Origin of the sequence: Trinickia terrae (genome assembly GCF_005144415.1) — a bacterium.
Classification (GTDB): Bacteria; Pseudomonadota; Gammaproteobacteria; order Burkholderiales; family Burkholderiaceae; genus Trinickia_A; species Trinickia_A terrae.
The window spans coordinates 220,358-244,655 of sequence record NZ_SWJE01000009.1 but is presented as its reverse complement, the minus strand read 5'-3'; the positions used below and the strand labels follow the sequence as shown (position 1 = coordinate 244,655).

Annotated in this window: 20 protein-coding genes; 3 read left to right on the top strand and 17 right to left on the bottom strand. The window is 66.1% G+C overall.

Annotation, left to right across the window (positions count from 1 at the left end; translation table 11 throughout):
• Positions 1 to 73: 73 nt before the first annotated feature.
• The 10 genes from FAZ69_RS18520 to FAZ69_RS33995 all read right to left on the bottom strand — a co-directional run bounded on the left by FAZ69_RS18520 (position 74) and on the right by FAZ69_RS33995 (position 11,757).
• Positions 74 to 1,162 carry a hypothetical protein gene (locus tag FAZ69_RS18520; protein ID WP_240702319.1) on the bottom strand — a complete coding sequence of 363 codons (1,089 nt, stop codon included), beginning with the start codon at positions 1,160 to 1,162 and terminating at the stop codon, positions 74 to 76.
• Positions 1,162 to 2,643 carry a glucose-6-phosphate dehydrogenase gene (gene zwf, locus FAZ69_RS18515; protein WP_136896530.1) on the bottom strand — a complete coding sequence of 494 codons (1,482 nt, stop codon included), beginning with the start codon at positions 2,641 to 2,643 and terminating at the stop codon, positions 1,162 to 1,164. The genes FAZ69_RS18520 and zwf overlap by 1 nt, the downstream gene beginning before the upstream one ends.
• Before the next feature lie 7 nt (positions 2,644 to 2,650).
• Positions 2,651 to 4,264, bottom strand: coding sequence for a glucose-6-phosphate isomerase (pgi, locus tag FAZ69_RS18510; RefSeq protein ID WP_136896529.1), 1,614 nt, complete (start codon positions 4,262 to 4,264; stop codon positions 2,651 to 2,653).
• Positions 4,265 to 4,313: 49 nt separating this feature from the next.
• Positions 4,314 to 5,258 carry an ABC transporter substrate-binding protein gene (locus FAZ69_RS18505; protein WP_136896528.1) on the bottom strand — a complete coding sequence of 315 codons (945 nt, stop codon included), beginning with the start codon at positions 5,256 to 5,258 and terminating at the stop codon, positions 4,314 to 4,316.
• Between the two features lie 121 nt (positions 5,259 to 5,379).
• Positions 5,380 to 6,405 carry an ABC transporter permease subunit gene (locus FAZ69_RS18500; protein ID WP_136896527.1) on the bottom strand — a complete coding sequence of 342 codons (1,026 nt, stop codon included), beginning with the start codon at positions 6,403 to 6,405 and terminating at the stop codon, positions 5,380 to 5,382.
• Between the two features lie 59 nt (positions 6,406 to 6,464).
• Positions 6,465 to 8,018, bottom strand: coding sequence for a sugar ABC transporter ATP-binding protein (locus tag FAZ69_RS18495; protein WP_136896526.1), 1,554 nt, complete (start codon positions 8,016 to 8,018; stop codon positions 6,465 to 6,467).
• Positions 8,005 to 9,255, bottom strand: coding sequence for an ROK family transcriptional regulator (locus tag FAZ69_RS18490; protein WP_136896525.1), 1,251 nt, complete (start codon positions 9,253 to 9,255; stop codon positions 8,005 to 8,007). Before FAZ69_RS18490 ends, FAZ69_RS18495 begins: the two co-directional genes overlap by 14 nt.
• A 135-nt stretch (positions 9,256 to 9,390) precedes the next feature.
• Complete coding sequence (locus FAZ69_RS18485) at positions 9,391 to 9,831, bottom strand: ExbD/TolR family protein (protein ID WP_136896524.1); 441 nt, start codon at positions 9,829 to 9,831, stop codon at positions 9,391 to 9,393.
• Complete coding sequence (locus FAZ69_RS18480; protein WP_136896523.1) at positions 9,828 to 10,562, bottom strand: MotA/TolQ/ExbB proton channel family protein; 735 nt, start codon at positions 10,560 to 10,562, stop codon at positions 9,828 to 9,830. The genes FAZ69_RS18485 and FAZ69_RS18480 overlap by 4 nt, the downstream gene beginning before the upstream one ends.
• 10 nt (positions 10,563 to 10,572) lie before the next feature.
• Positions 10,573 to 11,757 (bottom strand): energy transducer TonB, encoded by a 1,185-nt coding sequence (locus FAZ69_RS33995; RefSeq protein WP_240702318.1) that lies wholly within the window; start codon positions 11,755 to 11,757, stop codon positions 10,573 to 10,575.
• Between the two features lie 76 nt (positions 11,758 to 11,833).
• Here FAZ69_RS33995 and FAZ69_RS18470 point away from each other — a divergent pair, with 76 nt between their 5' ends.
• Both FAZ69_RS18470 and FAZ69_RS18465 read left to right on the top strand, forming a co-directional pair.
• Positions 11,834 to 13,561 carry a methanol/ethanol family PQQ-dependent dehydrogenase gene (locus tag FAZ69_RS18470; RefSeq protein ID WP_136896522.1) on the top strand — a complete coding sequence of 576 codons (1,728 nt, stop codon included), beginning with the start codon at positions 11,834 to 11,836 and terminating at the stop codon, positions 13,559 to 13,561.
• 101 nt (positions 13,562 to 13,662) lie between these two features.
• On the top strand, positions 13,663 to 14,898 hold the full coding sequence (locus FAZ69_RS18465) for a c-type cytochrome (RefSeq protein WP_136896521.1): 1,236 nt from the start codon (positions 13,663 to 13,665) through the stop codon (positions 14,896 to 14,898).
• 66 nt (positions 14,899 to 14,964) lie between these two features.
• Here FAZ69_RS18465 and pqqE read toward each other — a convergent pair whose 3' ends face one another.
• The 5 genes from pqqE to pqqA form a co-directional block, all read right to left on the bottom strand.
• Entirely contained in the window at positions 14,965 to 16,095 is a 1,131-nt protein-coding gene (gene pqqE / locus FAZ69_RS18460; RefSeq protein WP_136896520.1) for a pyrroloquinoline quinone biosynthesis protein PqqE, read from the bottom strand.
• A 1-nt stretch (position 16,096) separates the two neighbouring features.
• Positions 16,097 to 16,381 carry a pyrroloquinoline quinone biosynthesis peptide chaperone PqqD gene (gene pqqD / locus FAZ69_RS18455; protein WP_136896519.1) on the bottom strand — a complete coding sequence of 95 codons (285 nt, stop codon included), beginning with the start codon at positions 16,379 to 16,381 and terminating at the stop codon, positions 16,097 to 16,099.
• Entirely contained in the window at positions 16,378 to 17,097 is a 720-nt protein-coding gene (pqqC, locus tag FAZ69_RS18450; RefSeq protein ID WP_136896518.1) for a pyrroloquinoline-quinone synthase PqqC, read from the bottom strand. The genes pqqD and pqqC overlap by 4 nt, the downstream gene beginning before the upstream one ends.
• A gap of 2 nt (positions 17,098 to 17,099) precedes the next feature.
• A complete protein-coding gene (gene pqqB, locus FAZ69_RS18445) occupies positions 17,100 to 18,023 on the bottom strand; it encodes a pyrroloquinoline quinone biosynthesis protein PqqB (protein WP_136896517.1) in 924 nt (307 codons plus the stop codon).
• A 68-nt stretch (positions 18,024 to 18,091) separates the two neighbouring features.
• Positions 18,092 to 18,166, bottom strand: a complete 75-nt coding sequence (pqqA, locus tag FAZ69_RS18440) for a pyrroloquinoline quinone precursor peptide PqqA (protein WP_136896550.1) — start codon at positions 18,164 to 18,166, stop codon at positions 18,092 to 18,094.
• Positions 18,167 to 18,581: 415 nt separating this feature from the next.
• Between pqqA and FAZ69_RS18435 the strand changes: the two genes are divergently transcribed.
• On the top strand, positions 18,582 to 20,765 hold the full coding sequence (locus FAZ69_RS18435) for a TonB-dependent receptor (protein WP_240702317.1): 2,184 nt from the start codon (positions 18,582 to 18,584) through the stop codon (positions 20,763 to 20,765).
• A gap of 128 nt (positions 20,766 to 20,893) precedes the next feature.
• Here FAZ69_RS18435 and FAZ69_RS18430 read toward each other — a convergent pair whose 3' ends face one another.
• Both FAZ69_RS18430 and FAZ69_RS18425 read right to left on the bottom strand, forming a co-directional pair.
• Positions 20,894 to 22,879 carry a sigma-54-dependent Fis family transcriptional regulator gene (locus FAZ69_RS18430; protein ID WP_136896515.1) on the bottom strand — a complete coding sequence of 662 codons (1,986 nt, stop codon included), beginning with the start codon at positions 22,877 to 22,879 and terminating at the stop codon, positions 20,894 to 20,896.
• A gap of 142 nt (positions 22,880 to 23,021) precedes the next feature.
• Positions 23,022 to 24,083, bottom strand: a complete 1,062-nt coding sequence (locus FAZ69_RS18425) for an NADP-dependent oxidoreductase (protein WP_136896514.1) — start codon at positions 24,081 to 24,083, stop codon at positions 23,022 to 23,024.
• Positions 24,084 to 24,298 lie beyond the last annotated feature (215 nt).

The following is a 24,298-nucleotide window of genomic DNA, read 5'->3' as shown; positions in this document are numbered from 1 at the left end:
CGAAGCATCGTCTGGCGCGTGAAGCTAGTGCCGGGGACTCCCGTTTATTCGCGCCGGTTTCCGTCGTATCGGATCAGGCAATCGACTGGCCGGAAAGCATTTCTAAGCGGTAAGCAATCGACAGGGGCCGCTGCGGATCGAGCTCTACCGCCGTGGCGATCCCGCGTGCGTTGATCGGATTATTCGCGAGCGAGGTGCGGCAGCCGAGCTCGAACGCCGCAGCGACCGGCTCGACGCCGACGCACAGATTGCGTCCGCTCCACGGGCTGTATTGACGGCCGCGATTGCTGATCCACAGCAGCAGCGAAGGCAGCACCGCCGCGTCCCAACTGAGGCGATACGCGACGCGCGAAGCCTCATCGGTGAGCACGACGCGCCCATCCACACCACAAAGCTGAATAATTTCCTCGGTGTCGTGCGAGAACGGCAACCGATCGAACGCCGCAGTGCCGCCGACACGCACGGGCACCTCATCTAGCGCGCGGAACACAGCTCCAGGCACGCCCCGCGAGACCCCAGGCTCAGGGCCGCCCGGATGCACAACGCCAAACTCGAACTCACCCGGATCGATCCGAAACGCACCTGCGACCGACGGCAACGCCAGATTCGGATGCAATCCGATCGGACGCCGGGTCTTGCGCCGCGCCTCGACCGTCACGGTGAAGTCGATCGTCGGACTAGCGGGATCAACAGCGATCCTGCGCACAACGCGCTCAATCGCCGAAGTCTCCGGATATGACAGCGCAATCTCGATGGCATGGCTCGTCTGCTGCACGAGCGTCCAATCGCCCACGCAGCCATAGCCATGCAGCAAATCATCGCTTGCGTCGAGTTCGGGATCGTAGCCGCTCACAGGCGCGCTCAAGCTCGGGCGCCATTCATCAACCACGGCATCCTCCGCATAAGGCACGCCAAACGGCACGCACGCAAATTCGTTGCGCATGTGCCCGAGCAACCCGTCGGGCTCCGCACTGCCATCACGCAGCCACGGCACCTCGTAGAACGGACGAACGACATGCCCGCCACCATGCCGCAGCACCACATCGCCAAGCATGCCGCCCCGCGCATACACCGCGAGCGACCCATGCGCCCACTCGAGGCGCCAGCACGTATCCACCATGTTGTTATCGTCGATTTGGACGGTTGGCGCGCAAACGGTCATCAGTTTTCTTCTTCCACCCAGCAGGTGTCATGGCGCGCGAGCAGCGCGCTCGCTGCAGCAGGCCCCCAAGTCCCGGCCGCATACGGCTTCAAAGCCGCATCGGGCCTCGCCCAAGCCTCGAGAATCGGCGCAACCCAACGCCAAGCCGCCTCCTGCTCATCGCGCCGCACGAACAGCGCGAGCCGTCCCGCGATCACATCGAGCAGCAACCGCTGATACGCCTCCATCCGATCCTGCTGAAAAAACTGATCGAATGCGAGATCGAGATAAACCCCGCGCAGATTCATCCCCATACCCGGCTGCTTGGCGAGCGCATTGAGCCGGATCGATTCATTCGGCTGCAGCCGGATCGTGAGCCGGTTCGACCCGGAGCGCAGCGGCAGCGGCCCCAGCGCCGAATGCGGCACAGCCCGGAAGTTGACGACGATCTCCGCCACGCGGCCAGCAAGACGCTTGCCCGTGCGCAAGAAAAACGGCACCCCGGCCCAGCGCCAGTTCTCGACTTCAGCCTTCAGCGCGACGAAAGTCTCAGTAACGCTATCCGGCCGCACGCCCGTCTCGTCGAGATAAGCCGGCACGGAAGCACCGCGAATCGCCCCGGCGTGATACCGCCCACGCACGACGTTCTGCCGGATCTCATCACCCGCCAGCGGCTTGAGCGCGCGCAGCACGCGCAGCTTCTCGCCGCGCACGGCGTCGGCATCCATCGATTGCGGCGGCTCCATCGCGACGATCGAAAGCAGCTGCAGCAGATGGTTCTGCACCATATCGCGCAGCGCGCCGGTCTGGTCGTAGAAGTTGCCGCGGCCTTCCACGCCGAGCTCTTCGGCCACCGTGATCTGAATGCTCTCCACCCATTCGCGCCGCCACAGCGGCTCGAACAGCGAGTTGCCGAAGCGCAGCGCGAACAGGTTCTGCACCGCTTCCTTGCCGAGGTAGTGGTCGATCCGGTAGATCTGGTCTTCGGCGAAGATCCGGCCCACCGCGTCGTTGATCGCGTTGGACGAGTCGAGGTCGTAGCCGAGCGGTTTTTCGAGCACGACGCGCGCGCCTTCGGCAAGCCCCGCCGCCGCGATGCCTTCGCAGACCGGAACGAACAGCGACGGCCCTGTCGCCAGATAGAAAATGCGCGTGCCGTGCAGCAGGTCGCGCGCATCGCGCAGGGTGGCGAACGCTTCGGGCCGGCTCCCATCGAGCTGGAGATACGAAAGGCGCTCGAGAAAGCCGCTCCATGCGGCTTCGTCGACGGAACCCTTGCCTGCGGCGTGCGGTTTCACCTGCTCGTCGACCCAGCGCAGATAAGCGTCGCGATCGAGCGCCTGCTGCGCGATCGCGACGATCCGGCCTTCCGGCGCGAGCAGGTTGTCGCGATGCGCCGCATAAAGCGCGGGCAGGACTTTGCGCATTGCGAGGTCGCCGGTGCCGCCGAACAGGATGAAGGCGAACCCGCCGCTGCGCGGCGTGCGAGTGGAGGAGGCCATCTTTGCTCTACCTTTGAAGCGCTTGGCGCCGCGTCGCTCGCCGCGCCTTGAAACGGTTGATGAGGCTATTGGTGGAACTGTCGTGTCCGGTCACCTCACCCGGCTGGGCGATCTCGTCCTCGATGGTCACCGCGAGCCGCTTGCCGAGCTCGACGCCCCATTGGTCGAACGAGTTGATGCCCCAGATCGCGCCTTGCACGAACACCTTGTGCTCGTAGAGCGCGAGCAGCGCGCCGAGCGATGCCGGGTCGAGCTTGTCGAGACAGATCGTGTTGGTCGGGCGGTTGCCGTCGAAGTTGCGGTGCGGCTCGCTCGCCGAGGGCGAGCCGTTCATCAGCGCTTCGGTCTGCGCGAAGCAGTTGGCGAGCAGGATGTCGTGATGAACGTCGTGCGGATGCTGCGGCTCCATGCAGACGATGAAGTCGGCCGGAATCAGCGCAGTGCCCTGATGCAGCAGCTGGAAGAACGCGTGCTGTCCGTTCGTGCCGGGCTCGCCCCAGATCACCGGCCCGGTCGCGTAGCCGGCGCGCTCGCCGTCGAGCGTGACCGTCTTGCCGTTGCTTTCCATGTCGAGCTGCTGCAGGTACGCGGGCAGGCGGTGCAGATAACGGTCGTACGGCGCGATCAGATGGCTCGCCGCGCCGAGGAAGTTCGTCTGCCAGATGCCGATGAGCGCGAGCAGGGCAGGCAGGTTGCGCTCGAGCGGGGTCTCGGCGAAGTGACGGTCCATCGCATGCGCGCCGGCGAGCAACGACTCGAACGCGTTCATGCCGATGTAGAGCGCGATCGGCAGCCCGATCGCGGACCACAGCGAGTAGCGGCCGCCCACCCAGTCCCAGAACTCGAACATGTTCGCGGTATCGATGCCGAATGCCGCGACCGCTTCCGCGTTGGTCGAGACCGCCACGAAGTGCCGCGCGATCGCGGGCACGCCCGCGCCGCTCGCCAGGAACCACTCGCGCGCGGTGTGGGCGTTGACGAGCGTCTCGCGCGTCGTGAAGGTCTTCGACGCCACCACGAACAACGTGGTGGCCGGATCGACGGACTGCAGCACCTCGTGGATATCCGCGCCGTCGATGTTGGACACGAAGTGCATCCGCAGCGCTTTGCGACCGTAGGGCCGCAATGCTTCGCACACCATGCGCGGTCCCAGGTCCGAGCCGCCGATGCCGATGTTGACCACGTCGGTGATCGTGCGCCCGGTGTGGCCGCGCCATACGCCCGAGCGCACGGCATCGGTGAAGCGCCGCATCTTCGTGAGCACCGCGGACACCTTGGGCGCCACGTCTTCGCCGTCCACGAGAATCGGTGCGCCCGTGCGCTCGCGCAGCGCAACGTGCAGCACGGGCCGGTTCTCGGTGACGTTGATCCGCTCGCCCGCGAACATCGCCTGCCGCCGCGCTTCGACGTCCGTCTCGCGTGCGAGCGCGCAGAGCAGGGCGATCGTCTCGCCGGTGATCAGGTTCTTGGAGTAGTCGACGTAGACGCCGGCCGCCTCCGATGAAAACCGTTCGACACGTTCTCGATCCTCTGCGAACAGCTCGCGTAGCGAGGTGCGCGCCATGCTGTCGCGATGGCCGATGAGCGCCTGCCAGGCAGGTAAGCGGGTGAGCTTCGACATGTTCCTTCAGTGTCCGGGTGCGAGTGCTGAGATGGGCGCGGGTGCAGCCTTAGCGCGGCGAGGACCAGCCCTTGTAGCTCGTCACGTTGTCGCGCGTCACGAGCGTGGAGGGCAGCAGCGTGACTTGGCTGGCCGGGTTCTTGCCGTTCATGATCCCGTAGCCGATGCCCACCGCCGTTTGCGCCATCGCCCACGGGTCCTGGCTTGCCGAGGCCTGCACGAGCGTGTCGCTCTTCAGCGCCGTCTCGATGTCGGGTGCGCCGTCGACCGACGTGATCACGATGTTCTTGCGCTGCAATTGCTTGGCCGCCAGGTCGCTGCCGATCGCTTGCGGGTCGTTGATCGCGAAGACCGCATCGACCTTCGGGAAGCGCGTGAGGTAGCCCTGCATCGTGTTCATGCCGCCTTCGCGCGAGCCTTTGGCGTCCTGGTCGTCGGAGAGCACCTTGATGCCGGGCGCCTTGGCGAACACCGACTTGCAGCCGTTCACGCGATCGATCACGGCGGACACCTGCGGCCCGTTCTCGATGATGACGTTGCCACGGCCGTTGAGCTTCTTGGCGATGTAGTCGCACGAGAGCTCGCCCGCCTGGACGTTGTTGGTCTGCACGGTGGCGTTGGCGCCCGCGGCGGCCACGTCGACGGCGACGACCACGATGCCGGCGGCCTGCGCCTTCTTCACGGCGGGCTCGATCGCCTTCGGGTCGGCTGCGTTCAGCAGGATCATGTCGACGTGCGCCGAGATGAAGTTGTCGATCTGCGTGAACTGCTTGTTCAGGTCGTAGTCGGCCGAGACGGCCGTGACCTTGGCGTTCGGATTGAGCTGCTTGGCCTTCGCTTCGGCGCCCTTGACGATGGTGACGAAGTAGGGGTTGCCGAGCGAGCCGACGGTGATGCCGACCGACTTGAGCTGCTTGTCCGCGGCGTGCGCGGCCGATGCGGTGACTCCGAGCGCCAGGGCGAGGCTGGCCAGGACGGCTTTCTGCTTGAACATTGCAATGTCTCCAGGGTTGGTCCGTGGTGTGGTCGGGCGCGAGGGGACCGACTCGCGCCGTTACGCCGTCAAGGCGAATGGAATGCTTGCTGAGGGAATGCTTGCTTTGGGCGAGGCCGCATCAGGTGCGGGCCGAGCCGCGCTGGCGGTACCGGTCGAGCGCGACCGCGCCGATGATCACGAGCCCCTTGATGATGTATTGCCAGATGTCCGAGACGCCGAGCAGCACGAGCCCGTTGGTGAGGACCGCGATGATCAGCGCGCCGATCAGCGTGCCGACGATCGAGCCGACGCCGCCGACGAAGCTGGTGCCGCCGAGAATGACCGCGGCGATCGCATCGAGCTCGTACGACTGCCCCATCTGCAGGCCGTTGGCGGCGTAGAGGCGGGCAGCCGACATCACCGCGCCAAGCCCGGCCAGGAGACCCGAGATCGAGTAGACGAACATCTCGATGCCCCGCACCTTGATGCCCGACAGGCGCGCTGCTTCCGGATTGCCGCCGACCGAGTAGATGCGCAGGCCGAGCACCGTGCGGCGCAGGATGAACCACGACGCCGCCACCACCGCGAGGGCGATCACCACGAGCCAGGGCACGCCGAGGACCGTGCCGTTGCCGATGAAGGCGAACGACAGCTGCGGATTGAAGATCGTCGTATCGTTGCCGAGCAGACGCGCGACGCCGCGCACTGCCGTCAGCGCGCCAAGCGTCACGATGAACGGGGGCAGCCGCAACAGCGAGATCAGTCCGCCGTTGACGGCGCCGAAGCCGAGCCCGACGAGCAGCGCGACGGGAACCCCGAGCCAGCCGAGATGCGGGATATTGGATGCGAGCATCGCGGCCACGGCGGCAGCGGCAAGCACCGAGCCCACCGACAGGTCGATGCCGCCCGTCAAGATCACGAAGGTCATGCCGGCGGCCAGCACGATGTTGATCGACGCCTGCTGGGTGACGATCGACAGGTTCTGCAGCGTGAAGAAGCCGTCGGTCATGACGCCGAAGCCGATGCACAAGAGCAGCAGGACCGGCAGCATCCCGGCGGTGCGCATCAGCGCCTGGACGCGCTCACGGTGCTCCCGGCCGCCTTTCTGCTGCACGGCGTTGGCGGTCGTTTCGCCGGGCGTCGCGTGCCTGGTTGAATTGGACATGTCTTTCTCCTGAATGCGGGTCATGCTCGCGTCATCGCGCGAGCTGCTGTCGTGATGAGTCAAGCCGCTTGATCGAGCGTCTGGCGCGAACCGGTCGCGAGCCCGATGATGGCTTCCTGGCTGATTGGCGTGCCGGTGTGCCCGCCGAGCTCGCCGGCGATCTCGCCTTCGCGCATGACGAGCACGCGGTCGGCCACGCCGATGATTTCGGGGAGCTCGCTCGAGATGACGATGACGCCCACGCCGGACTTCGCCAGATCGTTGATGATCCGGTAGATCTCCGACTTCGCGCCGATGTCGACCCCGCGGGTGGGCTCGTCGAGGATGAGCACGCGCGGCTTCGTTTCGAGCAGGCGCGACAGCAGGACCTTCTGCTGGTTGCCGCCCGAGAGCGAGCCGACGTTGACCTTCGGATGCGCCACGCGGATCGACAGCGAGCGAATCGCCTCGCGCGCCCGCTCGCCGCCGCGCGCGCGGTCGAGGACGCCGAGCCGCGCATCGCGCCCGGCCACGGCGATGTTGATGTTGTCGCGCACGCTCATGTCGAGGAAGAGACCCTGGCGCTTGCGGTCCTCGGTCAGGTAGACGAGGCCGGCGTCGATTGCCTCGCGCGGGCTCTTCAGCGCGAGCGTGCGGCTGTCGATTTTCACCTCGCCGCGCACACGCGGCTCGGCGCCGAAGATGAGGCGGGCGAGCTCGGTGCGTCCCGCGCCGACGAGGCCTGCGATGCCGAGCACTTCGCCCGCGTGCAGATCGAGGCTGCAGCCGCGCACGCGGCCGTTGTCGGCGATGTCGCGCACCGACATCACGCAGTGGCCCGGATCGTAGGCCGCGTGCTCTTTCTTGTAGAAGCCGGAGATGTCGCGGCCGACCATCATCTTCACGAGGCTTTCGGCGGACAGCTCCGCGCGCGGCAGCGTGCCCGCATAGGCGCCGTCGCGCAGCACGGAGACGCGATCCGACAGCTCATAGATTTCCGCCATCCGGTGACTGATGTAGATGATCGCGAGGCCTTCGGCGCGCAATTGGCGGATCAGCTCGAAGAGGCGGTCCGTTTCGCGCGAGGAGAGCGGCGTGGTGGGCTCGTCCATCACGAGAATGCGCGCGCGGGTATGCACGGCCCGCGCGATCTCGACGAGCTGCTGCTCCGCGATCGACAGATCGCCCACCAGCGTTTTCGGGCCGAAGGTCGCGCCGAGGCGCTTGAGCACGTCTTCGGAGTCGCGCTCCATCGCGGCGCGATCGACGAGGCCCCAGCGCTTGCCGCCACGGCGCAGCTCGCGGCCCGCATGGATGTTTTCCGCGACGCTCAGGTTGGGCGCGAGGCTCAGCTCCTGGTAGATCACGGCGACGCCGAGCGCTTTCGCGGCGATCGGCCCGTCGATGACGACAGTCTTGCCGTCGATCAGGATCTCGCTGCCGGCGTCGGCCTGGTAGGCGCCGGACAGGATCTTCATCAGCGTGGACTTGCCCGCGCCGTTCTCGCCCATCAGCGAGTGCACCTCGCCCGGGTAGACCGTCAGGCTGACGTTGTCCAGCGCGCGGACGCCCGGGAACGTCTTGCTGATCCCTCGCATTTCCAGGAGCGGGCGGGGGGACTCAGAACGTGGCATGGCTTACCTCCTTCGATTCTGCGCTCGCGCCCTTCAAGATTCCTGTGCGCGGCGAGAAATTGAAAAACATCGGCAGCGATGCGGCGCCGAGCGCGCCCGCATCCGGTCCGAAACTGCCGCGCACGAGCTCCGGCGTGCCGCGCGCCTCGGGAGCGCCGAGCGCAACGGCGGTGCTCAGGCGCTGCATGATCGTGTCGATGAGGCCGGCGTCCACGTCGGAATCGACCACGACCACCGGGACGTCGAGCACGCACAGCATGGAGCGCAAGGCGGGCGCGAGGGCGTCGATGCAGTCGTCGATCCATTCGTCGACAGCGGGCAGCTTGCGCGCGATGCAGGCCTCGAGATCGGCGCGCGTCTCGACCGTCTCGCCGCAGTAGCGCAGATGCCGCGTGAGCGCATTGAGCGAGGCGCGCGCGAGCAGGATGTCCCACTCGCCCGCCGGCTGCGGCGCCGACGGCAGACGGCTCGAGGGCACCGGCATCACGCCGATGTCGCCGGCATTGCCGCTGACGCCGCGCAGGCAATCGCCGTCGATGGCGATGCCGCCGCCGATCGCGGGCCCGATGAACAGGTAGATGAAATCGTCGGCTTGGCGGCCGCAGCCGTAGAACAGCTCGGCGATCGCCGCGGCGTTGCCGTCGTTTTCGCTGAACACCGGCAAGGGGATCATCGCGCCGAGCTCGCTTGCGAAGTCGACGTCGTCCCAGGCGCTGAACGACTGCGCCGACAGGCCGAGCTCGCGCATCCAACTGCCGAGATTGAACGGCTGCGCGACCCCGACGCCGGCGAGCCGCTCGCGCTCGCTTGCAGTGAGATGCTGCAGCAGCGCCTCGATGTCCGCGCACACGATTTCCAGCATCTTGGAGGGATGGGGCAGGACCATGTCGTGGCTGCTGCGCGCGAGCACTTCACCGGCGAAGTTGACGAGCACGGTTTCGGTGCTCATGCGGTCGAGCCGCACGCCGATCCCGAACGCGCCGTGCGGCGCGAGCTGGATCAGCGAGGCGGGCTGGCCGCGCTGGCCTTCGAGCCGCTTGCCGGTGAATTCGATCAGGCCGGCCTCGCCGAGCGAGGCGATGATGCTGCCGACCGCGGTGCTGGTGAGATTCGCCTGGCGGGCCAGATCGGCCTTCGATGCCGGCTGCGTGCGCCGCAGCGCCTGCAGCAGCAACCGTTCGTTGTAGCGGCGAACGTTGGCCGAATTGCTGCCTCGGCCGACATGGGGGTGTCTCACGCGTCTCCTCCGAACCGGGCGTCATGTCTGCCCGATTAATTAAATCACGTGGATTTATTTAATCATCGAGGAGGCGTGTGTGAAATAAGGGTTTTTACGCACTTGGCATGCGGGGTGGGTAACGTCGAATGCCAATCAGGGTGTGTTGCCGGGGGTATCGGCGTGGTCTGCCGTCGCGATCGCAACGTGCACGATGCCGGCCCGCCCGACGATGGCCATCACCTTCGCCACCTCGCCGAACGGTTCGCGCCGATCCGATTGAAGATTCACGCTGACACGCGAATCCCGCGACACCAGATGCGCGAGCACAGGCTCGAGCGTCTCCACGGACGTTTCGCGTCCGTCGACGAACAGCTTGCCTCGCGCATCGAGCACGAGCGTCACCGCATGCTCGCGCGGCTCGGACCCGCTCGCCGCCGCTTTCGGCAAATCGACGCGTATCGCGTGCGTCAGCAGTGGCGCCGCCACGAGGAAGATGGCGAGCATCACGAGCATCACGTCGACGAGCGGCGTGATGTTGATGGCCGCGAGCGGCTCGTCGTCGTTTTCGTCCTTGCCTGCGAAGCGGGAGATCATGCCTGCACCTCGTCCGGTTGCCGCGCCGGCGACGCAGCGCCGGCGGGCGCGGCATGCGAATGCCTAAGGCTGAACCCGAGCCGCTGCGCCAGATTGACGAGATCGGCCGCGTAGTCCTCGAGATCGGCCGTGCTCACACGAACGCGCCGAAGGTAGAGGTTGTAGGCGAGCACAGCGGGAATCGCCACGGCAATGCCGACGCCGGTTGCCACGAGCGCTTGCCCGACCGGCTCCGCGATGCCTGCAATGCCGCTGGACGGCCCGCTTGCCACCGCATGCAGCGCATGGATGATGCCGAAAACCGTCCCGAACAGCCCGACGAACGGCGCGACATTGGCTATCGACGCGAGAAGCGTCAGCCCTTGTTCGAGGGTCCGGCGCTCGCGCTGGATCTGCTGGCCGAACGAGCGCTCCAGCAGCTCGTGCCGGTCCCATCGGGCGAGCTCCGCCTGCTGGCCGGACGCGATAGGGGCGTCGGCGGAGAGCGTCTCGGCGGCGATGCGCGCCAGGCGTCCCTTGGCGCAGCCGCTTGCCTGCTGCGGATTGCCGAACGCGCGGGCTGGGTCGCGCTGTGCGGCGCTCCAGAAAGCCTCGGTGAAACGCCGGTTCCGTGCCGCGATCCGCCAGTGCGTGAAGGCTTTGCTCACGATCAGCGCCCAGCTGAGCGCGGAGAGCATGGCGAGCAAGCCAAGGGCGAAGTCGACGATATAGCGTGTGGCGATGTCGGACATGTTCCGGACCTCAGGTTCCGAGTTTGAATTCGACGGGTACCTGCACCCATCCGTCGACGGCCTGCGCAGCGCGCTTTGCCGGCATGAAGCGCCAGCCGCTCACCGCCTCTTTCGCGGCATCGTCGAGCGGCGCATGGCCGCTCGACGATGCGACCTCGATCTGATCCGGCTTGCCGCTCGCGAGCACATGAACCTTCAGCAGCACCGTGCCTTCCCACGAGCGCTGTTGCGCCATCGCGGGATAGGCCGGGGGCGGATTGTGCAGATAAGCAGCGTTGAAGCTGGGTGGGCTCGCCGTTTGCGGGGCGGTGTCTTCCGAGCCCGATACGCCGGCTGACGGCTTCGCGTTTGAGCCGGGGCCGTTGGCGGGCGCTGCCTGAGGCACTGCCGGTGCGTTGCTCCGCTCGGCGCTGTTCGAGCCGGCACTCGCGCTTGCCAGTGGCGCTTGTGACGTCTGCGTGGCCGTAGGCTCGGCGGCGTGCCGCACAGGAGCCGCCATCGGGTAACGGAGATGCGGAGGCATCGAAGCAGATGGCGGCATGCGCGCCGGTTGAGCGATATTCCGGCGAGGCAGTGGAGCGGGGGCGGGGGTGGAAAAAGCTTGTGCCCGCGAGCGCGCCAACGCGTTCAACTGAACGTCGAGCAGAGTGGGTTCGCTTGTCGCCACCTTCGATTCGAACGCGCGAAACACCTCGATCGCCAGCAGGCCGTGCAGTCCGAGCACCACCAGTGCAATCGCGCAAAGCTGTTTTCGCGCGATGCCGTCATGAGGAGCCGTGCATGACGGATGAATTGGACAAGCCGCGAAACCGCTCGCCGATACGGGCGCAGCGCCGTGCAATACGGCGAACCGGTAGCGCGCGAAATTCATGCTGCCCCCTTCACAAGTGATGTCGTCGTGCGAAGCGCAGTCAGCGAGAACCATGCCATTGGCGCGCGAAGAGGGGAGAGGCGTACGTGCGCGTCGAGGTGTTTCGTTTAGCAACACATCGTGTGCGAGCTGTCCCACGCTGCAACAGCAACTCATCGCTCGTAGCGAAGCGCTGCGTAGTGCCGCCGCGCGTTTCGCGCATAGGCCGCGCTCCATCGCCGATGACGCCGCGAATGGCATACGACTTGCGTTAAACGCCGCGCAGCCAGACTGCATCAGCCGATGACGGCGCGGGCCGCATGGCATGGCGTCGATATTCGACAACAGCTTTGCATGGGACCGAACTACGCGCTAAAGCGCCAAGTTCGGTCGACATCTGATCGACAGACAGGAGACAAGGATGACACCACGCTTCGCTTCGCACGCGCGGCCCGCACTGCTCGCGATGGCGGTCGCGACAGTCGCCGCCATGGGCACCGGATCGGCGGCCACGGCCGACGAATACCCGCCGGTGACATTCGAGCGCTTGACCTCGGCACAGGACGACCCAGGCTGGCTGACCTACTACCGCACCTACAACGGCCAGGCCCATTCACCGCTCAAGCAGATCGACGTCTCGAACGTCAAGAGCCTCAAGCAGGTGTGGAGCTACAAGTTCCCCGCCGACCTCAAGCAGGGCTTCGAGGCGACGCCGATCGTCAATGGCCGCTATCTCTTCGTGAGCACGCCCAAGGACAACGTCTACGCCTTCGATGCGGTGACGGGCAAGCCGCTCTGGAAATACGAGCCCAAGCTGGGCCCGGAATCGTTCAAGACCGCGTGCTGCGATGTGGTCAACCGCGGCGTGGCGCTCTACGGCAAGAACGTCTACATCGCGATGCTGAGCGGCGAGGTTGCCGCGCTCGATGCGCAGACGGGCGCGCTGGTCTGGAAGAAGCAGATGTTCGATCCCGGCATCGGCTACGCGTTCTCGCTCGCGCCGCTCGCGCTCGATGGGGCGATCGTCGTCGGCAACTCCGGCGGCGAATACGGCGCGCGCGGATTCATCGCCGCCTTGAATGCGGACGACGGCTCGCTGCTCTGGAAGCGCTTCACGATTCCGAACGCCTCGGACAAGGACGGCAAGACCTGGCCCGACGGCATGCAGGAGCACGGCGGCGCTCCGGCGTGGATGACCGGCACCTACGACGCGGCGACGAAGACCCTCTACTGGGGCGCCGGCAACCCTGGACCGTGGCTCGCTGACCTGCGCCCCGGCGACAACCTCTACTCCGATTCCCTGCTCGCGCTCGACCCGAAGAACGGCGATCTCAAGTGGCACTACCAGTACACGAAGCACGACACCTGGGACTACGACGGCGTGAATGCCGCCGTGCTCGCGAAGATCACGTATGAAGGCAAGGACTACGACGCCATCATCCACGCGGACCGCAACGGCTTCTTCCATGCGATCGATCGCAGCACCGGCAAGCTGATCTACGCGAAGCCGTTCGTGGCGGCGAAGTCCGTGACCGGCTACGGCGCCGACGGCTCGCCGATCCAGGACGCCGCGAAATACCCGAAAGCCGGCACGACGATCGAGACCTGCCCGAGCTTCCTCGGCGGCAAGAACTGGTGGTCTCTCTCGTACGACCCGGAGAAGCATCTGGCGATCGTCCCCTCGCTGCACGCGTGCATGTCGCTGACCGGCAAGTCGGTCAACTTCATGGAGGGTCTGCCGTATCTCGGCGAAGGCTTCGAGATCAAGCCGGAGCCGGGCAGCAAGGGCTACGGCGAGTTGCAGGCGATCGACGTCGACACCGGCAAGAAGGTCTGGAGCCATTGGAGCAAGCTGCCCTGGAACGGCGGCGTCGCGACGACGGCGGGCGGCCTTGCGTTCAGCGGCTCGCTCGACGGACACCTGTACGCGTTCGACGAAGCGACGGGCAAGATCGTCTGGCAGAGCCCCAAGCTCGCCAGCGGCATCGTCGCGCAGCCTTCGGTGTTCGAGGTCGACGGCAAGGAGTACGTCGCGATCCTGACGGGCTACGGCGGCGCCAACCCGATCTGGGGCGGCCCGATGGCGAAGGCGGCCGAGAAGGTGCCGCTCGGGGGGACGCTCTACGTGTTCGCGCTCAGCCACGGCTGATTCTCTCCAGATCCTCACCTGATTCTCACGATACGGGCACGGCCATGCGCGCGTCGCAGGCGCGCAGCCGTGACTCAACGGCATTTATCGGAAGCATGATCATGAAGACTCGATTCAATTCGTTTGCGCTCGCCAGTTCGATCCTGACCGGCGCGGCGCTTTCGCCCGGCCTCGCCAGCGCGGACGTGCGCGTGTGCACCTTTCCGGGCAGTCCTTCCGTTACGCTCGATCGGGCGGTCGCTTCAGAAGCGTTCCGCACGGCCGGGATTCCGGCGACGGTGACGGTCGGCGCGTTCGACGGCAGCGACGACGACGGCGTCTCGGTGAAGGAGCTCCACCGCGCGCTCGCCAAGCGCTGCGATGTGATCGCGGGGTTCCCGCGCTCGCCGGTGGCCGATGCGTCCGACAGCAAGCTGCGTTTCTCCCGCGGCTATCTGCGTTCGGGCTATGTCAGCATCGCAGCGAGCGGCGAGGGCGCCCCGGACGCGACGCGCGCGGCGCAAGGCATCGTCGCCGCAACCTATGCGACGCCCGCACAGTTGATCGCGGTCCAGCAGCAGGACGTCAAGCTGGACCTCGAAAACACGCCGGAGCAGACCATCGCCGCGCTCGCAGCGGGCCACGCAGAGCGCGCGATCGTCTGGTATCCGGCTGTCGTCGCCTACACGATGGCCCATCCGCAGCAGCGCTTCGCGGTTTCGGGCACGACGTCGCCCTACGCCGAGTGGCATCTGGTCTTTGCATTCGGGCAAAAAGAAGCCGCGTTGCAGGGGCGGATCGATACGGCGCTGGCGAAGATGAAGCGCGACGGCAGGCTTGCCGCGTTGACTCGCCAATGGGCCATGCCCGCGACTGCCCAGGCTGCGCTTCCCGCAACGGCGAGGTTCGCTTACCGCGATGGTCCGGTGCGCCTCGCGGCCGTTTCCTCGAGCGAGCTGGCGGGCGCGCCGGCGCGTGGCGGCTTCATCAAGGTGGACGCGAGCGTCGATGCCGATGCGCCGTCGTTCGACCGCGCCCAGGTCAAGCACGGCAAGAGCCTCTATTCGAGCTCATGCGCGAAGTGCCACGGCGCGGATCTGAAGGGCCTCAACGCGCCGGCGCTGAGCGGACCCGCATTCGCCCCCACGGCGAATTCACACCTGACCATCGGCGGCGTGTTCGGCTACATGGCGACCAACATGCCGGCGGACCGCCCCGGAAAGCTGAAGGACCAGGACTACGCCGACATCATGGCGTTCCTGTTGTACTCGAACGGCTACACCGCCGGTTCGGTCAAGCTGACGGCCGATGGCGCCAAGACGTCCAGGACGCCGCTCAACGGCAAGACGCAGCAGTAACAGCATGTCGCGCGCCGCTCGATCGGCGACGCGCGACACACACGTGCACACTTGTTCCCGTGAACGCTAATCATCAAAGCGCAACGAGTTTTCGCGGCTGCGGAAGATCAGCGGCTGCGCGCTGACCTCGCGTGAGGGCATCCGCGCAAACTGGACCGCCTGCTCGATCTTCCCGTGATGATCGGACTTCGAGCAGACGGGATCGGCCGCCGCCGCGTCGCCGGTCAGCAGGTAGGCCTGGCATCGGCAGCCGCCGTGGTCGGACTCGCGCTCGCCGCAGGTACGGCACGGCTCGCGCATCCATGCGTCGCCTCGATAGGCGTCGAAGCCGGAGCTGCGATACCAGATGTCCGCCAGGGACGTGTCGCGCACATTGGGAAGCTCGAGACCGGGCAGGGAGCGGGCAGCGTGACACGGCAGCGCGGTTCCATCCGGCGCGACCCCGAGGAACACCGAGCCCCAGCCGTTCATGCACGCTTTCGGGCGCGTCTCGAAGTAGTCGGGGACCACGAACAGAATCCGGCAGCGCGCGCCGATGCGTTCGCGATAGCGATTGACGACGTCCTCGGCCTCGCGAAGCTGTTCGGCCGTCGGCATCAGCTGGGCGCGATTCAACATCGCCCAGCCGTAGTATTGGGTGTTGGCAAGCTCGAGATATTCGGCGCCCATCTCGAGCGCCATCTCGATGATCTGCGCGACGTGCGGCAGGTTGTAGCGATGCAGGACGCAGTTGAGCACCATCGGGTAGTCGTGCGCCTTGATCAGGCTCGCGACGCGCTGCTTGCGCTCGAAGGTCCGGGTGCTCGTCAGGAAATCGTTGAGCTCGCGGGTCGAATCCTGGAACGACAGCTGGATGTGATCGAGCCCGGCGCGCTTCAGGTCGCCGATGCGCGTTTCGGTCAGGCCGATCCCGGACGTGATGAGGTTCGTATAGAAGCCAAGCCCGCGGGCATGGGCCACCAGCGTCTCCAGGTCGTCGCGCAGCAGCGGCTCGCCGCCGGAAAAGCCGATCTGCGCGGCGCCCATCTGGCGCGCCTCGCCGATCACGCGGCGCCAGGCGCCGGTGTCGAGCTCCGCGCCGTGCCGCGCGAAGTCGACGGGGTTGTAGCAGAACGCGCAATGCAGCGGACACCGATAGGTCAGCTCGGCGAGCAGCCACAGGGGCGGGGACGTAGGCGTGGAGCGGGGGCTGTCCATCTCAATCCAGCCAGCCGCGCTGCCGTGCGTGATCGATGAAGCGATAGACGTCGACGGCAAGATCGGAGGCGTTGAACAGCGCCTCCAGCTCGCCGATGATCTCGTCGAGCTCGCGCGTGCCGTCGCATCGCACGAGTATCTCGCCCGCGCTGGGATTGAGCTTGACCATGCCTTCGGGATACAGCAGCACGTAGGCGCTCTGCGCGTCTTCCCACTGCAGCCTGAACATTTTCTTCAGGCGAGGGCGGGGGCAAGCCCGGTTTGCGGCATCGACGATGGAGTTCATATCGGATACGCCTTTTCGATGGCATCGAGCATCGACCACAAGATGTCGAGCTTGAATCCCAGGATCGCCAGCGCGCGCTGTTGTGCTTCCCGGGTCGTGAAGTAGGCAAGGGTCACCGCGAGCCCATGTTCGACGTCGCGCTGCGCAAGCGGGATGCGGCTGCGAAAGTACTGCAACCCTTGCGGCTCGATCCACGGATAGCGCTCGGGCCAGCCGGCCAGGCGCTCGCGATGGATCTGCGGCGCGAACATCTCCGTGAGCGAGGAGCACACGGCTTCCTGCCACGGCGCGCGCCGCGCGAAATTGACGTAGGCGTCGACGGCGAAGCGCACGCCCGGCAGGACATGCTCGAGCGACCAGAGCGCTTCGCGATCGATCCCGGCCGCATCCGCGAGACGCGCCCAGGCTTCGATGCCGCCGGCGTCGGCGCCGTGACCGTCATGGTCACGAAGGCGCTCGATCCAGATACGCCGCGTTTCGCGATCCGGGCAGTTCGAGAGAATCGCCGCGTCCTTGAGCGGAATGTTGATCTGGTAGTAGAAGCGGTTGGCCACCCAGCCGCGAATCTGTTCGGGCGAGCATTGCCCCGAGCTCATGCGCAGATTGAACGGATGATGAATGTGGTAGCGCGAGCCGAGCGCGCGAAGGCGCGTTTCGAACTCGTCCGCTGTCCAGGGCGTCGAGTCGGGAATCGCGGATGGCAGCGGTGCGTTCATGGCTAGACCTGAAAATGCATCCCGTCGTGCGCGACTTCGATGCCGCGTGCACGGACGACGGCGTACTCGGCGGAATGCGGGTTGAGGATCGGATTCGTGTTGTTGATGTGAATCAGCACCTTGCGGGTTGCGCGAGGCAGCGCGTCCAGCAACTGGACCATGCCCGGTGCGCCGGGTTGCCCGCATTGCGCGAGATGGCCCATATCGCCGGCTTGTTTGTCGGACAGGCCGAGGTCGATCATCTCGGTCGCGCTCCAGAACGTGCCGTCGACCAGGACCAGTTGCGACGACTCCATCGCATGGCGCACGGCCGCCGAAGCCGAGGCGAGCCCGGGCGCGTAGAACGCGCGCGCGCCGCTCGCGGCGTTCTCGATCAGCAAGGCGATGTTGTCGCCCGGCGCCGACGCGGTGCGGCGCGGCGAATAGGGCGGCGCCTTGCTGTCGATCGGAATCGCGGTAAAGCGGATGCCGCTTGCCGCCGGGATCGAAAAAGGCGCGTCGAGCGTGATCTCGTGCCGCTCCACGCCGCAGTAGTGGGAGAGCAGCGGCACGATCGGAAAGCCGCTCGACAAATCGTCGAATACGGGGCCGCTCGCATAGAGCGGCAAGGGTGTCGAGCGCTCGCGCAACATCAAAAGCCCGGTGACGTGATCGATTTGCGCATCGATCAACACCACGGCTGCGATGCCGCTGTCGCGTATCGAACGGGCAGGCTGCAGTTCGGGGTGTGCGCGAAGCTGCGTCAGCAAATCGGGGGAGGCGTTGATCAGAATCCAGTCGACGCCGTTGGCGCTGATCGCTAGCGACGATTGCGTGCGCGGCGTGACGTCGCCAGCCCAATTGCGTGCGCTGGTGCAGTTCGCGCAGTTGCAGTTCCATTGCGGAAGTCCGCCGCCGGCTCCCGAGCCGAGAATCTTGATCTTCATGAGCGGTGATCCTGATGCCGCCGCGCACCGGTATCGCCAGGGCGCGCGGGCGGCGGCTCAGCGTGGCGTCAACGGTTGGCGATATACATCGTGATTTCGAAGCCGAAGCGAAGATCGGTATAGCCGGGGGTGGTCCACTGCATGGTTGTCTCCTTGAATGAAACGTCTAGGTGAGAAACCGCGTTCGAGAAGCGGTCGGCGCCGATCACGCAAGCTCCATGCCGAGCGTTGAACGCATGGCTATTGATGAGGCGCCCCGTTGCCGCCGCACAGACTGTTGCATGCCGGAGCACCGGGTGTTGCAAAAGAGGACACGTTCGTAATCGCCGCGTGACAACCCCGAATGGAGAACACGAGGGCGTGCGTGCCCTGTCATGGCATGGTTCTCGCAATTTCTCAGCCCGCTATCAAATCCATATGGAAGGGGCGATGAGGCAACTAAAGATGGCGGCACCTGGACTGCATCTCCGGTGCGTCAATAAAGTCGGCGTGGGCATCACCTGGTGTTTCTTCTGGGTGCTTGCGAGCGTCTGCGCGACGGCTCGAGCGCAGGCCGATATGGTTGCTTCCGAGAATGCACCGACCACCCTCGCCCCCATCGTCGTCATCGGCACGACCCCGCTCCTCGGCATCGGCACGCCGCTCTCGCTCGTGCCCGCGAACGTGCAGACCGTGCGCGCGCAAGACCTGCAACAGCAGCACCGCGGCGCGCTCACCGGCTTCTTCGAGAAAAACCTCCCGAGCGTCGACATCAACGAAGCGCAGGGCAACCCCTATCAAGTCGACATCAACTACCGCGGCTTCACCGCCTCGCCGCTCGTGGGCACGCCGCAGGGGCTCTCCGTCTTCATGGACGGCGTGCGCATCAACGAGCCGTTCGGCGACGCCGTGAACTGGGACCTCATCCCGCAGCAAGCCATCGACACGATCCAGCTGATCCCCGGCTCGAACCCGGCCTTCGGCCTGAACACGCTGGGCGGCGCCATCGCGATCTCGACCAAGGACGGCAAGAAAGCCCCCGGCGGCGAGGCGGAAATCTCGGGCGGCTCGTGGGGCCGCAAGACCGCCCAGATCGAGCAGGGCGGCACGCTCGGAGACCACCTCGACTACTACGTGACCGGCGACGCCGCCAACGACGACGGCTGGGCCGATCACAATTCGAGCCGCGTGCGCCAGGGCTTCGGCAAGCTGCGCTACACCGATGCCGACACCACGATCGCGTTGTCCGCAGGCGGTGCCGTTAACGACCTGCAAGGCTCGCAGACGATCCCGCGCTCGTTCCTCGACAATTTCCGCCAGGCCTACACGTTCCCCGACCGGAACGAGAACAGCGCAGGCTACGCGACGCTGTCCGCAGATCACTTCTTCAACGACCACGTCGAATTGAGCGGCAACGTCTACTTCCGCCGCTTCGTCAACACGAACACCAGCAGCAACACCAACCCCGACTTTGGCCAAGTCCTGCCCGACGGCTCGATCGACACGCTCGAAGGCGCCAACGTCAAATCGACGATCGGCACCGACAGCTACGGCGCGAGCCTGCAATTGACGCTGCTCGGCAAGCTCGGCGGCATGGAGAACCAGCTCGTCGCGGGCCTTGCCGCGGACTTCGCGAACTCGCACTACACGCAGTCGACGCAGGACGCCGTCTTCACCGCATCGCGCGCGACGATCGGCGTCGGCGATTTCGCGCAGCAGGTCGCCGCGAGAACCCGCGATGCCAACCTGGGACTCTATCTGCAAGACACGCTGTCGCTGACGAAGCACTGGTCGCTGACGCTCGCCGGTCGCTACGACTGGGCCAAAGCCGACATCGGCGACGAGAGCGGCAACGATCCGGCGCTCGACGGCAGCCACGTGTTCTCGCGCTTCAATCCGGCGATCGGCTTGAACTGGAATCCGGCGCCGGGCTTCACGGCCTACGCGACCTACAACGAAGGCATGCGCTCGCCGACGGCGATCGAGCTGACCTGCGCGGACCCCTTGGCGCCGTGCTCGCTGCCGAACAACTTCCTCGCGGACCCGGCGCTCAAGCCGGTGATCTCGAAGACCGTGGAGATCGGCGCGCGCGGCAAGCTCGGCACGGCGACGACCTGGAGCGCGGCGCTCTACAGCACGACGCTGCACGACGACATCGAGTTCATCAGCAGCGCGGCGACGACGCGGGGCTTCTTCCAGAACGTCGGCAATACGCGCCGTCAAGGGATCGAGCTCTCGGGCCATACGCAGTTCGGCCCGCTCGGCGTCACTGCGAACTACAGCTACGTGGACGCGACGTATCGCTCGAGCTGGGTCGAGAGCAGCTCGAGCAATTCGAGCGCGGATGCGAACGGCAACATCACCGTGAAGCCCGGCGACCACATTCCGGGCATTCCGGCCAACACCGTCAAGCTAAGGCTCGATTACGCGGCCACCGCGAAGTGGAACATCGGCACGAACCTGACGTATCGCGGCAGCATCTACGCGCGCGGCGACGAAGACAATGAAGACGTGAACGGCAAGATCGCCGGCTACTTCCTGATCGATCTGGACACGACGTATCAGATCACCAAGCAGCTGCAAGTGTTCGCGACGGTGTCGAATCTGCTGGACAAGCGCTATGCGAGCTTCGGCGCGCTGGGGCAGAACTTCTTCAACGGACCGAACCACACGTTCGACGGGGCGGCGCCCGTCGCCGAGCAGTTCGTCGGGCCGGGCGCGCCGAGGGGCGTGTGGGTGGGGATGCGGTATGCGTGGCGTTGAGGCCGATCGTGGCTGACCCAGTAATCGTACGAATTCGCGGGGTGTGTGAAGTTGGCTGCGAGCCAAGTGGACACTGTTCCATTTCGGCGCACTGGTGTTGCGTTTCGCAACACCAGTGAGACACCTGTCTAGCCACCATCCGGAAGATCGCTCTCACGCGGCGCGGGCTGCATTTTCCGGTAGATCGTGTTGCGCGAAACGCCGAGCGCACGCGCGGCGGCCGACACGTTGCCGCCGTGCTGCGCGATGGCCGATGCAATAGCGGAAGCCGCGACGTCCTGCAAGCGCGCACCCGGCATCGCGGTGGACGCATCCGCAGCGCCGGGCGCCGCAGCCGTCAGCCGCAAGTCGTCGAAGAAATCGTCGGGCAAATGCTCGCGCCGGATCTCACCGTCCGCGTCGACCATGGCCGCCGCGGTCCGCAGCAAATTGCCGAGCTGGCGGAAGTTGCCCGGCCATGCGCAGCGCTCGAACAGTCCCATGACATCGTCGGCGACGGAGAGCCGCCGGCCGGCTTCGCGATTGACCGGCTCGCCATGCAGCAGCTTCGGAACGACCGCGGCGAGATCGGTCCGCTCGCGCAGCGGCGGCAGCTTCACCACCAGGCCGTTCAACCGGTAGTACAGGTCCTCGCGGAAGCGGTTTTGCGCAATCATCCCGCGCAGGTCGCGATGGGTCGCGCAGATGATGGCGACGTCGATCGGAATCGACTTCGTCGAGCCGAGCGGGTTGACGAGCCGCTCTTGCAGTACGCGCAGCAGCCGGACCTGGAGCGGGTAGGGCATGTCGCCGATCTCGTCGAGAAACAACGTGCCGCCGTTCGCCTGCAGCAGTTTCCCGATCGCGCCCTTGCGTCTTGCGCCCGTAAACGCGCCTTCCTCATAGCCGAACAGCTCGGACTCGATCAACGTCTCGGGAATCGATGCGCAATTGACCGCGACGAACGGGGCCGAGCGGCGCGGCGAATCGTTGTGAATGGCTTGGGCCAGCAACTCCTTGCCGGTGCCGGTTTCGCCTGTGATGAGAATGGGGATGTCCTTGCCGATCACCTTGCGGACCTTGCCGATGACGGCGGCGACCTGCGGGTCGCCGGTGTCGAGGTAGCTCAGCCTCGACATCGGATTGGAGGCAAGGATGGAGCGTCCCGCGTCGTTGCGCGGCGCGGGATGGTCATCGCCGCGCGCCGCCTGCCGCTGCCCGACGTCTTCGGCAAGCGCAGGGCGCCTGAATTCGACGTTCGCGCAGACCACGGTGCCGTTGCTCAACGCGAGCGAAAGCGGCTGATCGCTGCTCGAGCGCAGGCGATCGACCAATTGAGGGCTGGTGAGCCCGAACAGCGACGACAGCGTATGCGCGCGCAGCGCGGCGAGCGGCAGGCCCAGCTGGAATTGGGCGCTGCGATTCGCCGACAGGAAGCGCCCGTCGCAGGTGAACGCCGCGATGCCTTCCATCAGCGTGCCGAGAAATTCGGGGCGGCCGTGGAAAGCGATCTGCAACGTGCCGCGAAACGCGCTGGAGAACAGGTGATTCTCGATCATCTGGACCGACATCCTCGCGAGCGCCATCGTGTGACGATGGTAGCTGCGGTGATCCCCGGTGACGTCGAGCACGCCGGTCAGATCGCCGTACGGGTCGAGTATCGGCACGCTGGAGCAGGTCAAGAAGCGGTTCGCGGCGAGATAGTGCTGCGCTCCATGGACGACCGTCGGCGACAGCTCGGCGATCGCAGTGCCGATCGCATTGGTGCCTTGCCGCTCTTCCGCCCAGTTCGCGCCGGGACGCAGGGCGACTTTCTCCGCACGCTGCAGGAAGTCGTCGTCGCCGATCGAATGCAGGACCAGCCCGTCCGCGTTGGTCAGCACGATCATGCTTTGCGTGTTGACGATCTGCTCGTGCAGGGTCTCCATGACGGGCAGGGCATGCGTGCAAAGCACGCGGCTTTGCTCGAGCTTGAGAGCGAGCTCCGCGGCGGATAGCACGTCGTAATCCGGCCGCATGCTCGTGTCGAGGCCGAAGGTCTGCGAGCGCTCATGCGCCTTTTGAATCGATGGCGCGAGCCAGGCGGCTTCCGGGCGTCGCGAAGGCGCCGCCGCCTGAGGGGTGGGGTCTGGCATTGTCTCCTCCTAGCAGGGTTCCGGTCGAATCGCCGGAATCTCGCGCCAGGAAAGAGCAAGTTCCGGGCCACATGCAGACTGAACAGTCTCTATTTTGCGCATGCCTGGCCCGGATCAGCGCATGCCCTCACGCATCGGCCCGTCAGCCGTCAACCTCCAGCACGAGCTTGCCGAAGTTCTCGCCCGAGAACAGCTTCAGCAGTGCCTCAGGGAAGACGGAAACACCGCCCGTGACGACATCCTCCTTCGACTTCATGCGCCCGTCAGCGAGGTAACCCGCGAGTTCGGCGATGGCCTCCGGGTAGCGCGCCGCGTAGTCGAATACGACCATGCCTTCCATCCGCGCACGGTTCACCAGCAGCGACAGATAGTTCTTCGGGCCGGCAACGGCGGTGCCGCTCTCGTTGTTGTACTGGCTGATGGCGCCGCAGATGACGATGCGTGCGCCGCGTGCGAGCCGCGTCAGCACGAGGTCGAGAATCTCGCCGCCGACGTTGTCGAAGTAGACGTCCACGCCGTCCGGGCAAGATTGCTTGAGCCCATCGCGCACGGCGGACGGGCCGGCCTTGTAGTCGATGCAGGCGTCGAAGCCGAGTTCGCTCACGACCCAGTCGCACTTCGCCTTGCCTCCCGCGATGCCGACTACGCGGCACCCCTTGATTTTCGCGAGCTGGCCGACGGTCTGGCCGACAGCGCCCGCCGCGCCGGAAACGACCACGGTGTTGCCCGCTTTCGGCTGACCGACGTCGAGCAGCCCGAAGTACGCCGTCATGCCCGGCATGCCGAGCACGTTCAGCCATTGCGTCGCCGTGCCGAGCCGGCGGTCGATCTTGAAGAGCGCGGCGCGCCGCGCGTCGTTGGCGCCGAAGCGTGCGAACTCCTGGACACCGAGGATCGCGCTGACCTCGTCGCCGACGGCGAATGCCGGGTGCTTCGACGCGACGACCCTGCCGATGCCGCCTGCGCGCATCACTTCGTCGATGCCCACCGGCGGGATATAGCTCTTGCCCTCGTTCATCCAGCCGCGCATCGCCGGGTCCAGCGACAGCGCGAGCGTCTTGACGAGCAGCTCGCCGTCGGCGAGTTCGCTCGCAGCGGGCACGGCCTCTTCGGTCAAGCGCCAGTTCTCGTTCGTCGGCAACCCGGCCGGACGCGAGGCGAGACGGATCTGGCGGTTGATCGAGGCAGCGGCGGAGGCGGTCATATCGGGTTCCTCATGGTGGTCAGTTCGCAGTCAGTCGGCAAAGGTGCCGCCTTCGGCGCATGGAATCAAGCTATTTTCCGTGCCCCCGCGCCCGGTGAAAGGTGCGATAAGCCCGCCGGCGTGTGATTTGAGGACAGTTGGGGGAAGTCCTCTATTCCCAAGGGCGAGGTGCCTTGCTAGCTTAGCCAGTCAAATCACGACGCCACGTCGTGCTG